The following is a 14,756-nucleotide window of genomic DNA, read 5'->3' as shown; positions in this document are numbered from 1 at the left end:
CGCGCCCATTCAAAGTTCCGGTCAGATCAGGCAGGTTTCCGACCACGGATGTGATGCGGGCAATGCTCTCCGGTTTTCAACACTGGCTGCATAGCGTCCCAGATCTCGATTTGATGTTCAATAAACTCAGCACCATGACGAGCTTCCCAGCCGGCTCGGTTTGGCCCGGTCAATTCCTCCAGCTCAGCAGCTGATACCTGAGCATACCAAGCGTTGCGGTTGACTAACTCCACGTCTTCAAAGCCAGCCAGCTCCATAGCAGCGCGGTACTTAGAGGGCGACGCCATCTGAAACTCCAAGGCTTCCATCTTTACGTAGTGCGCCATTTCCGGCGACAACTCACCATCATGATTGGTCAGCCAGTCAGAAGCAGCGAAATGACCGCCTGGTTTGAGCACACGATAGGCTTCCGCAGCCATCGCTACTTTGTCGGGGATATGGATGATCGAGTCCTTCGAAAACACTACGTTAAAAGTACCATCTTCGAATGGCATTGGACCTGGAGTGACCTGTATGATTTCGACCTTTCCCTCCAGATCCGCCTGCCTAACTCGCTCTTTCGCAGCCGCGCAAACCGGGGCCTCTACATCAATCCCCGTAACTCTAGCGGCGCCGAACTCCCGTGCCATCAACACTGCAATGGCCCCAGATCCGCATCCGATATCAAGGATATGCTTATCTTTCAGATCAATCCCTTTAACAACACGCGCAACTTCTTCAGGGCCTCCCGGTGAAAGAAATCCCTCTCCCCAAAGCTCCTCCAGAAAGCTGATTGCCTGTTGGTCATATAGGATCTCGTCTGACATAGGATTCCCCCGCATCTGATTGTCAGTCAGTCACTGCAGTGAAACCTTTTCTCTCATCTCAGACAAGCTTTATCGCGAAATCGCAGGTCATAGATTCAGCTATAATTGAATGATCATTCAGTCAGTAGACAGCAAGTGATTTGGCTGGTATTCGGAGAAAAGAACGCCTAAAAGGATTTTCTCGCAATGGCTGACACCCTACCGACGCATGCCCAAACCGTGATTATTGGTGGGGGGTCGATCGGCGCGAACACGGCCTATCACTTGACTAAGCTTGGCCATACCGATGTTGTCGTTCTGGAACAGGGACAACTGACATCAGGGACCACTTGGCATGCCGCCGGCCTGATAGTAGCCGGTCTTCTCAAATCCGAAGCTGAGTGCGCTATCTACACGCACGGTCGAGACCTTTATGCGAAACTAGAGAAGGAAACCGGTATATCCACAGGCTTCCGCGACGTTGGATATCTGCAGATTGCAACCAATGAAGAACGCCTGCATGAGATGCGTCGCGTCGCAGCCTTCATGCGGCGTTTTGGGATAAACAACCACGAAGTCTCAGTAAAAGAAGCGCAGGATATGTTCCCTATAGGGGACCTCTCAGACGTCGTTGGAGCGTTCCTCATTCCGGAGGACGGTCGGGCCAACCCGGTGGACGTGACAATGTCTCTGACCAAGGGAGCCAAAAACAGAGGCGCACGTTTCTTTGAAGGTGTGCGGGTTGAAGAGATTTTAGCCAGGAACGGCACTGCGACCGGGGTCCGCACTGCGAACGGTCATACTATAACAGCCGAAAACGTTGTGATCTGCGGAGGCATGTGGTCTCGCCAACTTGGTGCAAAACACGGTGTAAATCTACCGCTACAGGCGGCTGAACACTACTACCTGATAACGGAAAGTATCCCGGGCCTACCTCGCGATCTACCCGTTCTCGAAGACCCTTCCACCTACACTTATTACCGTGAAGAAGTCGGCGGGATGATGTTAGGGCTTTTTGAGCCCGGCGCTGCGGCTTGGAAGCTCGATGGTATCCCGGATGAATGGCAATTCGGAGAGATTGAACCAGATTGGGAACGTGTTGGGCCCGACCTGGAGAAAGCCTATTCGCGCGTGCCTGACACCATGAACTACGGTGTCAAAAAACTATTCTGCGGCCCTGAGAGCTTTACGCCTGATCTTGCGCCGCTTGTTGGCCCGACGGCTGAACTGCGCAATCTCTGGGTTGCATGTGGGATGAACTCACTTGGCATCCTGAATGGCGCGGGTACGGGAATGGTTTTGGCCCATTGGATGGTGGACGGCTTGCCGCCCATCGATGTTACCAGCATCAACGTCAATCGCTTTTCCCGTGAAATGGCGACACCGGCCTTTCGACGCGACAGAACACCTGAGTTGCTGGGAAAGCTCTTTGGTCAGCACTACCACAATGAGAACTACAAAACGGCCAGGAACGTTAAGCGTTCAATGCTCTATGACCGTCTCAAAGCGGCCGGAGCCTTTTTCGGCGAAGGAAATGGTTGGGAACAATCTGATTGGTTTGCTCCGACGCCCGAAGAGGCCAAAGTCGAGAAATACAGTTGGCATCGCCAAAATTGGTTTGAATGGCACGCTGAAGAACACCGGGCAGCACGCGAGGATGTCATCGTAATGGACATGACATCAATGGCGTGTTTCAGCGTCGAAGGACCGGATGCCTGCGCCCTCCTCTCTCGCCTTTCCTGCAATGACGTTGATGTTGAACCCGGTCGCGTCGTCTACACGGCCTGGGTAAATGAACGGGGTGGGTTTGAGGCTGACCTTACGGTTACCCGGCTATCCGATCGGAAATACTGGGTCATCGTGGGAGAAAACTCGGCGGGTCATACCGAGATGCGCATGCGACGGCACATCCTGGACAACGAGAACGTTGTTATTACAGACATCACCGCAGGGCGCTGCCAAATCAACGTTCACGGCCCAAAGTCGCGTGAACTATTGAGCAGAATATCCGGAGCTGATTTGTCGGACGAAGGTTTTCCCTTCATGACGGCGCGTGAAATCGACATCGGGTACGCCGTAGTTATGGCCTATCGCGTGACGTTTATTGGCGAACTCGGCTGGGAACTTCACGTACCGGCCACTCAGGCCATTCAGACCTACGATCTGATTATGGAAGCAGGTCGAGATCTAGGTGTTCGCAATGCTGGAATGCAAACTCTCAACTCCCTACGGCTAGAGAAGGCTTATCGTGATTTCGGAATTGACGTGGACAACACGGACAACCCAATTGAGGCCGGGCTTGGTTTTGCCGTCAAATTGGACAAACCCGGTGGCTTCATCGGCAGGGAAGCACTCGCCACGATCAAGGCGAAAGGCACGCCCAACAACCGGATGTTGCAGTTCCTGCTAAAAGACCCAGAGCCTCTCATGTACGGCAATGAGATGATTTATCTAAACGGCAAGGAAGTCGGATATATTCAAGTTGGTGGGTATGGGCACACGCTCGGTGCTGCCGTCGGCATTGGTTTCGCCGAGATTGACGAACCGTTGACCGCGGACATAGTCGCAACTGGGCATTGGCAGATCGAAATCGCAGACGAGAAATACGACGCGGCAGCCTCGTTAAAGCCGCTCTATGACCCCGGCATGCACAAAATAAAGTGCTGAAGCCATATTGTTCGATGCTTTCGCTCAGACTGGAAAGTGTTTTGGGAAGAACCGCGACAGCGAAAGCATGCAAACATCCCTGAATTCCCGACGATCAGCCACCTTTGGATACAGCATCAAACTTAGCCAGGCCCCGTCTGACATCGCCTCTACAGCACGGGCTGTTTTTTCTGGATCAAGATCGTCGTAGCCGCCGTCGGCAATCAATTCACCACATAGGTGCAAAATTCGATCATATCTTTCGTTGTCGTATTTATTGTGAATCTTCAGATAATTCGGCCGGTATTTTGCTTGCCCCCAAAAGGCAAACCAGACAGCTAAGCGCTTGTGAGTACAGATGCTCTTGTCAAAGTCCGCTTGAATAATCGCAGCCAGTCGATGTGCGGCTGTAGGTTCCGCAGCCTCATAGTATTTGAGCCAATTCTCATAATGTTCTTGCGCAAGGAAACCCAGCGCGGCGTCATACAAAGCTTCTTTGCTGTCGAAGTGATAATTCACCACGCCATGGGACAGATTGGCTGTTTCTGTCACGTGTTTAAGCGTCGTGTCAGAAAACCCGCGTTTCGAGATCGAGTCTATGGCGGCCATGATCAACTGTAAGCGACGAACTTCGGGAGGTTCGGTGCGTCGTTTTTTCTGAAGCTCATGCGTCTCCAATTTAACTCTCCTCTCGTTCAGCCATTTGCCTGTCCAACAAATCCGCCCTCTGTTGTCGGAACATAATTATTGCTGCGATAGCGACACAGATAGCGATCACAAGAATCATGATGGTTGCTAGCGCGTTGATGTCCGGCCTGAGGCCCAGTCGAATGCGCGAAAAGATCAAAATTGGCAAGGTATTTGCGCCTGGGCCGGTAACAAAACTTGCTATGACCAAATCATCGAGAGACAGCGTGAAGGCCAGCAACCATCCGGAAATTAGTGCCGGCGTCAGCTGTGGGATCGTGATGGCCGTCAGAACTTTGAACGGTTTTGCGCCAAGATCGGCCGCCGCTTCTTCCAGTGTTTGCCCCACGCCGGTTAAGCGCGCCTGAATTGTCACCGCCACATAAGCCATGGAAAAGGTGATATGCGCGATCGTAATCGTCGCAAAACCACGCTCAGCAGGCCATCCGATCAGCTGGTTCAACGAGATGAAGAAAACCAGCAAGGACAATCCGGTTATCACCTCGGGCATCACCAATGGCGCGACCAACATGCCGCCGAACAAGGTCCGCCCCTTGAACCGCCCAAAGCGCACCATCGCCAGACCTGCCAAGGTGCCAAGCGCTGTTGCAAAGGTAGCGTTCACAACGGCAATCTGAAGACTGAGCGAAACAGCACTCCAGACTTCGGCAGATTGAAAAAGCTCCTTGTACCAGCGTAACGACCATCCACCCCAAACCGGTACCAGCTTTGAATAGTTGAATGAGTAAATGACCAAAAGGATCATTGGGATGTAAAAGAATGCCAGTCCCAAGGTCAGCATGATGGTTAAGAAACGGGAGCGTTTGGCGTACATCTATTGCTCCTCCGCTGCTTTGCCTTGGTAGTGCTGGAAAACCATGATTGGCAGCACCAGTATGAACAGCAGAACAATCGCAACTGCAGCGGCCACTGGCCAATCGCTGTTTCTAGAGAACTCATTGTAGAGAACCCGCCCAATCATCTGCACGTTGCCGCCACCTAACAGATCGGGGATAACGTACTCGCCGGTCGCAGGGATAAAGACCAGCAGTGAACCAGCGACAATTCCGGGTATCGTCAGAGGCAATGTGATTTTGAAGAAAGTGTTCGTTGGTTTGGAACCAAGGTCGGCGGCCGCCTCGTTCAGGCTGTTGTCCAGCTTCTCCATATTCGCGTACAGCGGCAGGATCATGAACGGCATATAGGTGTAGACGATCCCGATATAGACGGCGAATTCCGTGTAAAGCATGCGGATCGGCTCATCGATCACCCCCAGCGCTATCAGAAGGTTGTTGATCGTGCCTTGATCCGCAAGCAGGCCCATCCACGAATAGACCCGCAACAAGAAAGACGTCCAAAACGGAAGAATGATTGCAAACAACAAGAGCGGCTTCGCGACCGGCCCCGATCGTACAATTGCATAGGCAATAGGGTAGCCAAACAAGAGGCACAAGAACGTACACGTTACTGAAATCTTGAGTGAATTTACGTAAGTGTCAAAGTACAGGCTGTCTTCCCAGATGTAGACAAAATTGTCGAAGACCAGGCGGATTGTCATGATCCCGTCGCCTGTCCACTCAATTAAACTTGTGAATGGCGGGCTCGCAATCGCCAGTTCAGCTAAGCTTATCTTTGCGACAATGAAGAATGGTGCCAGAAAGAATACAAGCAACCAGAAGAACGGTATGACGGTGACGATCTGACGCCATCTGCTCTGGATACGCCGCATCACTAAACGGATCATGGGTTGTCGTTCAACCTGCGGCGGTTCGGACATATCCTCGGTAAAATCCGTCATGAGTGGAGCAACATGGCGCTAGACGGATCCCAGCTGATATTCACCTTGTCTTCCCAGGTTAATCGTTGCGCAGCATGCGTCGGACGAGACTGGTTGGGCTGAGTGACGTCGAAGATTTCGCCATTGGGAAGCCTTACTTTGTAGATCGATGTCTCTCCCAAATACCCAACATCGTCGATAACGGCCGCTGTCTGGTTCGCGCCCTCAGCAATTGTATCAGATTTCTCAAGTCGAATTTTCTCGGGCCTCAGCGCAACCCAAATCTTGCTGCCAGCCTTAACAGAATGACCGTGATCAATATAAACTTCGCAAAACTCGGTTTCGACCCGAACATGGTCGGCCCCATCCTCGGTCACCCTGCCCTCAAAAATATTTGCTGATCCGATAAAGTCAGCCACAAAGCGGGATTCTGGAAACTCGTAGATCTCTGTCGGAGTTCCAATCTGTTTGAAGCGACCCGCGTCCATAACGGCCATTCGCGAAGACAGGGTCATTGCTTCTTCCTGATCGTGAGTCACGACGATGAACGTGACGCCGACCTTGTCCTGAATGTTGGCAAGCTCAAACTGCGTTTGCTTACGCAGTTTTTTGTCCAGAGCAGCCAAAGGTTCATCCAGGAGCAGCAACTTGGGACGTTTGACCAAGGCCCGCGCCAATGCAACACGCTGGCGTTGCCCACCGGACAATTGTTTAGGTTTTCTCTTTTTGAAATCTTCCAACTCAACAAGCTTGAGGATGTCGTGAACTCTGTCCGCAATGTCTAGCTTGGGGACATGGTCTTGCTCCAACCCGAAAGCCACGTTTTTTTCGACGGTCATATGCGGAAACAGCGCATAGCTTTGGAACATCATATTGGTCGGACGTTCGTAAGCTGGCACATCGGCCATATCGACTCCGTCGATAGTGATTGTACCACTGTTCAAATCCTCAAACCCAGCAAGCATTCGAAGTAGTGTCGACTTTCCACATCCAGATCCGCCTAAAAGGCAGAATAACTCTCCTTTGTAGATATCCAGATCAACGTTATCGACAGCAGTCACTGCACCGTATTTTTTGGTTACGCCTCTGATTTTGACCAGAGGTTCCTGTTCTTTTTGATCGAGCCATGGTTCTGGGCTGACAGCCGTGGAAACAGTCAATTTGGGCCTCTTAGTCTGCCAGTCGGGATCTGGGGATGCAGTAGCGAACCGGTCTGGTCCGCTACTTCATTTGCCAGTGTGAGTGGATTTAGTTTCCGGCCTTAAAGTCAGTCCAGGTACGTGTCTGCAAGCGCTCGACCTTGGGAGGAAGAACGGCAGTCGTGTACATCTTGGCAACCTGATCCGATGTTGGGAACGCGGCTGGGCTGGAGGTTACAGCCTCATCAACCATGGGCTTGGCCGTCAGGTTGGCGGTCGCATACCAGGTGAAGTTACTATCATTGGCCGCAACCTCGGGGCGCATCATATAGTTCAGGAAAAGATGAGCGTCTTCTTTGTTCGCGGCGTCTTCCGGGATCAGCCAACCATCAATCCACAGCTGCGCTGTACGATCACCTTCGGGCAGGAAGAAGTCTAGCACTACACCAGTGTCGGCTTCCGCTGCGCCAGACATGGCAAGGAGACCGTCAGGGCCCCATGTGGTTGAGACACAGAACTCTTTCTGAGGCATCCGTTGATAAGCATAGTTATCGAAGGTTTTGATGTATGGCCTGATTTCCGCCAACATCTCCCCAACCTTCTCATAGTCTTCCTTGTTTGTGGAGTTCGCATCCAGGCCCATATGCGCTAAAGCCATCGGAATGATGTCGCCCGGGGAATCCAGGAATGAAACTCCACACTTGGACAGCTCTTTCATGTGAACAGGATCGAAAACCATATCCATCGAGCCTATGGGGGCATCTGGATACGTCTCTTTCACCAATTCTTCGTTGTATGTGACGCCGTGCGTTCCCCACATATAAGGAATGAAGTGTTGGTTGCCTGGATCCCATTCACTTGACAACTGCTCCATGATTGCCGGGTCGATGTGCTTGATATTGTCCAGCTTCGACATATCCAACGGTGCAACAATTCCCGCCTTAATCAGACGAGCCGTATCACTGCCGGCATGACTAACCACATCATATCCGCTGTTTCCCGCGAGTAGCTTGGCATCAATTGCTTCGGCAGAGTCATACGGATCATAGATCACCTTGATACCGTATTCTTTTTCGAAGTTCTCGATTGTGTCTTCAGCGATGTATTCTCCCCAATTCGTAACCTTCAACACACGCTCTTGCGCGTAAGCCGATCCCGAAACTGCAGTAGTAGTTGCTGCTATAACTGTAATTCCGGCGATTTTCCTGATTGAGTTCATAACTTCGCTTCCTCTCCCTGAGTGGTGGCTGAATTTGTCTTGCCTTGTTTGCTAGTCTGTCTTCTCGAATGATCGCGCCTGCGTTGCGGGCGCGATCACCAAGCACCCCATTCCCCCAAGTCGCTATGTTTTTATCTGACTGGTCATTCAGAACGGTAGTCCGCTGAAATCTGCACTGTCAAGCTTGGCTGAATGAATTTTGATCATATCTCTACGTATCACTGGTTTTGCACCTGATTTTTGAGCAGGTAAATCGAAAACCATCGACCAAGGAAACCTCACAGGCGTGACTAGCAGCACATTTCTGAATGATCATTCAGTCAGAAAAAGTTGACGAGCAAGTCAATTTAAGCGACACCTACACTCAGTCGAAGAGTGGCGGATCCAGCAAGGCCAAATTTTCACTCCTGGATACTGTCCCCATCTGAGACCCAAACTGACCAAACCAAAACTATGCGGGTTGTTCCGATGCGCGACGAAGTAAGAAACACAGAAATTCCTACCAATTGGGACCGTCGCGGGTTGCCCGGTTGGTGCTATCACAGCAATGCCCTTCTTGAACTTGAGAAGAGCGAACTTTTCAAAACGCATTGGCAAATCGCGTGCCATGTTTCGGATGTTCCGGAACCCGGTAATTTTCTATGTTTTGACATGTGCGGTGAGCGCGCCCTGATCTTGAAGGACAGCAACTCGGACATCCGCGCGTTTCTAAACGTTTGTCGTCACCGCGGTTCTCGGCTGGTCTCGAAAGAGCAAGGAAAATGTGCAAACGCTCTAGTCTGCCCATTTCACGGCTGGGTTTACAATCTTGATGGAACGCTACGCGGCGCCGCCCGTCCGGAGTCGTTCCCCGATCTAGACAAGCACGAGTTTGGCCTGAAAGAGATTGAAATGGAAATCTGGCAGGGTTTTGTCTTCGTCCGATTCAAACCTGGACCCCAGCCATCAGTAGCCGAACTGCTAGCCCCGATTGAACAGGAAGTCTCTGCCTACAAAATGGCCGAACATGTCCCGACGGACGGAATCTGGACCGAGGAGACTCCTGTAAACTGGAAATCGATCAGAGATGTCGACAACGAAGGGTATCATGTCCCGCTCGCGCACCCTGCCCTTCAGGATCTGTATGGCTCGACCTATTCAGACGAACCATATGTCGATGGTATCTCACGTTCTGACGGAAAATTCACTCCGACAAAGGGCCGGAGGTGGGCCGTTCGCAACTACAAGAAATTCACTAAACCACAGCCTCACCTGCCAGAACACTTGCACAAAACTTGGCTTTACTACGGCATTTTTCCAAATGCGGTCATAGCCGTCACACCTGAGACGACCCTCTTTTATCAAGAGTTTCCGATCACGACGGATAAATCCATTCTACGGAGCGCGACATACCGAAACCCGAACGAAGACCGCCAACAAAGAGCGGCACGCTACCTTGCCGCCCGGATTGATCGAGAGACAGTGGAAGAAGATATTCAGCTCACGATATGGTCCAATGAAGCCATGGCTTCGGAGGCGTTTGAAGGCTTCTATCTTTCTGATCTCGAGTACGGCGTGCGCTCTCATCATGACCATCTCAGGAACATTCTGCCAATCTACAACTCTGAATCAGCGCCTGGAGAAGATGAAGTTGCCGCGTTGAATGATGCGATGTCCGCTGAGCCGAAATCGTGACTAAAGGTATATTCAAAGTGGAGGAAGCAGAAGCTCAAACGCAGTTCCTGGTAACAGCCATCGGAAAACCTGGCTCTGGCGCCACAAGATATGCTGCCGCGATGTATTTTTTTAAGAGCGGCGAGCTTTCTGCCGAGATGCTGGAAATCTACCGAAGATGCAGCAAGCTTGACACGGAAGATCCGCTCGATCTGGCTGGATACGAGGGCGTTTCAATTCCAGAATTCGTTTGCAATCTAAACTCAAGAACCAATCAATGACTGCTTCCGCGCAAACGACAAAATCCTTGGATAACTCAAATCCTTGTAAATTCTCAAAATGTAAGGAAAGCGCAAACCCACTCCGAAAACCATCTCTCATGCCAATCTCATTTCTGGAGCGAAAGCATTGAAAGTTCACGACTTTGACGTCGTTGTCGTTGGCGCCGGAGCAGCAGGAATTGCAGCTACTCACGCTCTCAAATCCGCGGGACTCTCAGTAGTCTGCATCGAGGCATCCAACCGCGTCGGGGGGCGCACACACACGGACACGGAAATCTTTGGCGTCCCGTTCGACATGGGTGCGCACTGGATGCACACCGAACATGCAAACGCTCTGAAAGCTCCAGGTCTCGCACTCGGCCTTGATCTCTATGCAGCCCCAGACAACGCGGTGACATATGGCTTGGAGGATGACGCTGTTCTGTGGGACGAAGTCGACGAGCTTCATAGCGCGATCACTGAAGCGGCGCGCATCGATGCAGAAATTGAAGCAAGTACCGGAATTCCAACAGACCGGTCCTTGGCAGACATTTGGCAGAACAAAGGGCATTGGTCGTTCACGGCAGCGATGACATTTGCCTTGTCGATTGCCAGAGATTTGCCGGATACATCTCTGCGAGACATCAGTGCCTGGGAGGGCGGAGACGATTGGTTTTGTCGCGAAGGCTTCGGACACCTAATTGCATGCACTGCAAAGGGGCTGCCAATTAAATTGGCCACTCCGGTCACAGAAATAAAATCTCTCACTGAAGGGGTGCAGATAACTACGGCCACTGGCAAGATCAAAGCTCGAACCGTAATTGTTACAGTTTCCGTTGGCGTCCTAGCCGAAGACATCATCCACTTTGATCCCCCGCTAGAATCCGACCGACGCTCAGCGCTCGAGCTCATCACTATGGGAGACTACAATCACGCTGGCCTCCTTTTCCGCTCCGGAGCTTTGCCAGTGCAACCCGATACTTGGTTGACGTACCACTTAGAACCCGACGCCAACGGGGTAGCCCGCGGAGGCGGTTTTCTTTGCAACATCTCAAACACCGGCCTTACCAGCTTTGAAAGTTCTGGAAGCTTTTCCAGACTTTTGCAGGACGCGGGGCCTGAAAGCGCCATAGAGCACGCGCTCGAAACATTGGTTGGCTTTTTCGGCACAACAGTCAGAAAAGCCTTCATCAAAGGCCACGCTACCGCTTGGCGAAATGAACCCTATGTGCGTGGTTCTTACGCTGGAGCCAAGCCGGGAGGCCACAACAAACGCGCTGTCTTACGCCAGTCTCATGCTGAGCGGGTGCACTTCGCCGGTGAAGCTACACATCCTAACCAACAATGCTCGGTCAGCGGAGCCCACCTAGAAGGATTAAGGGCCGCGGAAGATGTGTTGGCGCAGCTACGCTGAACACCTGGCGATCAACTTGCTCCAGCAAGTGGAACAGTCTTAGAATTTCGAATGAACCTTTGACTATAAGTCACAAGGCCAAGTTCATCTTTCGCATGCTCCGCGACCAGTTCAGGGTAAGCTAGCTGCCCTTTGGCCGGGCCACCTGATGCGGCTGTGCGGCCCTTCAGAGGAGACATTCGCCACGAGCGCTATATCTAATTCAACTCGAACTCTTGGATTGCCGGACTTTTGCCTGTCGTCGTATTGAGAACAGACACGCATTTGGCGACATCTCTAAATGAAACGATGACTTCTGCTGAACCCATACCTCAATCTCCGGATCGCACCCTTGTCGGCGTTGCGCTGATGCTGGGGTTTTGCCTAACCGCTCCTTTGCTGGACGTGTCTGCGAAACTCGCGTCGACCAGTGTGCCAGTTGGGCAGATTACGGCTGCTCGGTTTGTGGTGCAATGCGCGCTGATGGCGCCTTTCATCTGGATAATGGGACTGTCGTTGCGCGTGGCGAAAGGTCAGGTGATGGTGCTGGTTTTCCGCTCATTGCTGTTGGTGTTCGCAACATTTTGCTTCATTGCCGCAATCCGGGTGATGCCCCTTGCCGATGCGCTGGCAATCGTGTTCGTTGCCCCTTTCATCGTCTTGTTGGTCGGCAAGTTCTATCTTGGTGAAGACGTCGGCCCGCGTCGCGTCGGAGCGGCGCTTGTGGGGTTTGTCGGGGTGTTGTTCGTCATCCAGCCCAGTTTCGCAGCTTTCGGCGCGGTTGCCATTATTCCGCTTGGCACAGCAGTTGCCTTCGCTTTCTACATTCTTTTGACCCGGGGGTTGTCGCGTCGGGTGCACCCTGTGACCCTGCAATTTCACACCGGCCTGATCGCCAGCCTGTTTTGCATTCCAGCTCTAATTGTTGCGCAAGGTTCCGGCTCTGATTTGTTTGATCCCGTTTGGCCGACAGACATCGCGTTATTGTGGCTTTTAGGCGCTGGCTTTTTCGCGACGGTGAGCCACATGATGATGACATATGCGCTGTCTTTTGCGCCTTCCGTCACGCTGGCACCGCTGCAGTATTTTGAGCTGCCGGTCGCGACCTTGTTCGGCTATCTTGTCTTCAATGACTTCCCGAACACGCTTAGTCTGCTTGGCATTGCCATCATCATCGGTGCGGGGCTGTATATGATACATCGTGAAAGGGTGGCGGCCAGACAGTTGGTCGCCGTGCGTGCCGTGCCTCCAATCTAAGGCTATACGCCCGGTGCTGTAGACAAATTCGAACCAGTCTCAGTTTGCTGCGGAAACCGCAAACCTATCCGGAACAAAGTTGACGCCACTCGCTAAGAGCGGCGGCGCGGGTCAGCTTGAAGGTGTCTCGACTGGCTAGCGATCTTTCCTGGTTGAAGTGGTTGTAGACAGAGGAATGGACGGAGGCGAATTTCTGTAGACTTCGCATACGCCTGAACCGTTGCATGGCGCGTTCTCTTCGTCGGAACGGCAGGTGCGAATTCTCAACGCGGTTGTTGAGCCACCTTCCCGTCTGTTGTTTTTCGAGCGCGCCCAGCTCTCTGAGCGCGGCTCTGTATGAGGCGAAGCGATCTGTGACGATCTCTTCGGCGCAACCGTGCCGCTTCATCAATTTCGTGAGGAATTTCAGTGCCGCAGCTTTGTTTCGGCGTTTGGTGACAATGGCTTCCAGCACCTCGCCTTCATGATCAACGGCCCGCCAGAGGTAGTGTCTCTTGCCATTCACCTTCACGAAAACCTCGTCCACGTGCCACTTCCATTTGGAGAACGCGCGCAGGTGCTGGACACGCTTTCTTCGAATCTCAGCAGCAAGAATAGGGCCAAACCTGTTCCACCAATATCGTACAGTTTCGTGGCTCACGTCGATGCCTCGCTCGTGCAACAAGTCTTCGACATTTCGAAGCGAGAGCGGGAAACGGATGTACAGCATCACCGCAAGGCGGATGATCTCTGGGCTGGTTTTGAAGTACTTGAAAGAGGCAGGTCTGGTCATGGACAAAAGCTATGCAACACCACTGCCCCGCTCAACCCAAGTTCTTCTGACAAGATCCTGCCCCGCTCAAGCAAAGTTCTTCTGACAAGACCGTCGCTAGATTTATGGTCGGTCAAAGGTTTTATGGGCTTAAGCTGTACCGTCGGAAATTAATCGGCTTTGGGCTACAACGCGCTCAAAGCGGGCCTTCACGTAAGAGACATCAAATGCATAGGTCCGCTGTCCACGATTAGTTTGGGGCTTCATTTCGTTGTCGTAATATGTATCTGAAGAAACCGACGAAACGGGTTTCAATGTTGCTTAGTGGTGCTGACCCCCGGCACCGCCTATTGTTCATAATCAGAAACAGAATTTAACGGCAGGAGGGTCGAGTGCATAGCATCTCTGATCGAAGTATGTTCGCCACCAAATTGGCTGAAGAAGCAGGTGCATTGGCTATAAAATATTTTGGCAATAGAGACACTCTGGTGGTGGATGCAAAGGGTGCTCAGGATTGGGTCAGCGAAGCCGACCGGAATGTCGAGACGTATGTTCGCGAAAAAATAGCCGAGGCCTATCCCGATGACGCAATCTTCGGAGAGGAGCACGCTGCGAAATCAGGGTCCAGCGGGTTTGACTGGGTAATAGACCCAATTGACGGCACCACGAACTTCGTAAACGGCATTCCGGCGTGGACGATCGTCCTGGCGGTTGTTTCAGAGGGACAAACACAAATCGGTGTCATTCACGAGCCGAACGTGGCTGAGACCTATGTCGCCATGCGGGGGGCGGGAGCAACGCTCAACGGGCAGCCAATGCAGGTCGCATCAGGCGTCGATATGGCAAGCGGGACCGTCTCGGTCGGATATTCGAACCGCATCGAAGCGGCAAAGGTGATACCAATCATTTCAGCCATCATCGAACGCGGGGCCATGTATCATCGCAATGCAAGCGGCGCGCTGTCGCTTGCCTATGTCGCAGCAGGCCGGCTGTTGGGGTACGTCGAAGAGCATATGAACGCGTGGGACTGTCTTGCCGGTCAGCTGTTGATCACAGAGGCGGGCGGCGTCGTCGAAGAACAGGACGCGAATGAAATGATCCGCGATGGTGGCCGTGTCATTGCCGGTACGCCAAAGATCTTTGATGATCTCAAAGCAATTTGCGAGAAGGCGTGGCACGTCTGATTTGC

13 protein-coding genes are annotated in these 14,756 nt (G+C 52.3%); 6 read left to right on the top strand and 7 right to left on the bottom strand.

Annotated elements, in window-relative coordinates:
• Positions 1-26 precede the first annotated feature (26 nt).
• On the bottom strand, positions 27-806 hold the full coding sequence (locus ACR0KL_RS19420; RefSeq protein ID WP_170681670.1) for a class I SAM-dependent methyltransferase: 780 nt from the start codon (positions 804-806) through the stop codon (positions 27-29).
• Positions 807-992: 186 nt separating this feature from the next.
• On the opposite strand from ACR0KL_RS19420, the gene ACR0KL_RS19415 reads away from it, so the two are divergent.
• On the top strand, positions 993-3,452 hold the full coding sequence (locus ACR0KL_RS19415; RefSeq protein WP_480777403.1) for a GcvT family protein: 2,460 nt from the start codon (positions 993-995) through the stop codon (positions 3,450-3,452).
• 24 nt (positions 3,453-3,476) lie between these two features.
• On the opposite strand, the gene ACR0KL_RS19410 is transcribed toward ACR0KL_RS19415, so the two are convergent.
• The 5 genes from ACR0KL_RS19410 to ACR0KL_RS19390 form a co-directional block, all read right to left on the bottom strand.
• Positions 3,477-4,109, bottom strand: coding sequence for a TetR/AcrR family transcriptional regulator (locus ACR0KL_RS19410; RefSeq protein WP_170464490.1), 633 nt, complete (start codon positions 4,107-4,109; stop codon positions 3,477-3,479).
• A gap of 1 nt (position 4,110) precedes the next feature.
• On the bottom strand, positions 4,111-4,953 hold the full coding sequence (locus ACR0KL_RS19405) for an ABC transporter permease subunit (protein WP_170352665.1): 843 nt from the start codon (positions 4,951-4,953) through the stop codon (positions 4,111-4,113).
• Positions 4,954-5,862 (bottom strand): ABC transporter permease subunit, encoded by a 909-nt coding sequence (locus ACR0KL_RS19400; RefSeq protein ID WP_480554667.1) that lies wholly within the window; start codon positions 5,860-5,862, stop codon positions 4,954-4,956. It lies immediately after the preceding gene.
• A 50-nt stretch (positions 5,863-5,912) separates the two neighbouring features.
• Positions 5,913-7,055 (bottom strand): ABC transporter ATP-binding protein, encoded by a 1,143-nt coding sequence (locus ACR0KL_RS19395; RefSeq protein WP_170425545.1) that lies wholly within the window; start codon positions 7,053-7,055, stop codon positions 5,913-5,915.
• Positions 7,056-7,143: 88 nt separating this feature from the next.
• Positions 7,144-8,253 (bottom strand): extracellular solute-binding protein, encoded by a 1,110-nt coding sequence (locus tag ACR0KL_RS19390; RefSeq protein ID WP_170352662.1) that lies wholly within the window; start codon positions 8,251-8,253, stop codon positions 7,144-7,146.
• Positions 8,254-8,721: 468 nt separating this feature from the next.
• Here ACR0KL_RS19390 and ACR0KL_RS19385 point away from each other — a divergent pair, with 468 nt between their 5' ends.
• The 4 genes from ACR0KL_RS19385 to ACR0KL_RS19370 all read left to right on the top strand — a co-directional run bounded on the left by ACR0KL_RS19385 (position 8,722) and on the right by ACR0KL_RS19370 (position 12,816).
• The gene (locus ACR0KL_RS19385) at positions 8,722-9,927 is read left to right on the top strand and encodes an aromatic ring-hydroxylating oxygenase subunit alpha (RefSeq protein ID WP_170352661.1); all 1,206 of its coding nucleotides are present in this window, start codon (positions 8,722-8,724) and stop codon (positions 9,925-9,927) included.
• Entirely contained in the window at positions 9,924-10,187 is a 264-nt protein-coding gene (locus tag ACR0KL_RS19380; RefSeq protein ID WP_256367988.1) for a hypothetical protein, read from the top strand. The genes ACR0KL_RS19385 and ACR0KL_RS19380 overlap by 4 nt, the downstream gene beginning before the upstream one ends.
• Positions 10,188-10,314: 127 nt before the next feature.
• A complete protein-coding gene (locus tag ACR0KL_RS19375; RefSeq protein ID WP_170463992.1) occupies positions 10,315-11,580 on the top strand; it encodes a flavin monoamine oxidase family protein in 1,266 nt (421 codons plus the stop codon).
• Positions 11,581-11,868: 288 nt separating this feature from the next.
• Complete coding sequence (locus ACR0KL_RS19370) at positions 11,869-12,816, top strand: DMT family transporter (RefSeq protein ID WP_480777402.1); 948 nt, start codon at positions 11,869-11,871, stop codon at positions 12,814-12,816.
• 64 nt (positions 12,817-12,880) lie between these two features.
• Here the strand turns inward: ACR0KL_RS19370 and ACR0KL_RS19365 are convergent, their stop codons facing one another.
• Positions 12,881-13,588 (bottom strand): IS6 family transposase, encoded by a 708-nt coding sequence (locus tag ACR0KL_RS19365; RefSeq protein ID WP_170681608.1) that lies wholly within the window; start codon positions 13,586-13,588, stop codon positions 12,881-12,883.
• Positions 13,589-13,983: 395 nt separating this feature from the next.
• Here ACR0KL_RS19365 and ACR0KL_RS19360 point away from each other — a divergent pair, with 395 nt between their 5' ends.
• Positions 13,984-14,751, top strand: coding sequence for an inositol monophosphatase family protein (locus tag ACR0KL_RS19360; RefSeq protein ID WP_480581980.1), 768 nt, complete (start codon positions 13,984-13,986; stop codon positions 14,749-14,751).
• Positions 14,752-14,756: the final 5 nt, after the last annotated feature.

The organism is Ruegeria sp. C8 (genome assembly GCF_056537565.1).
This window is presented reverse-complemented; position numbering and strand designations above follow the sequence as displayed.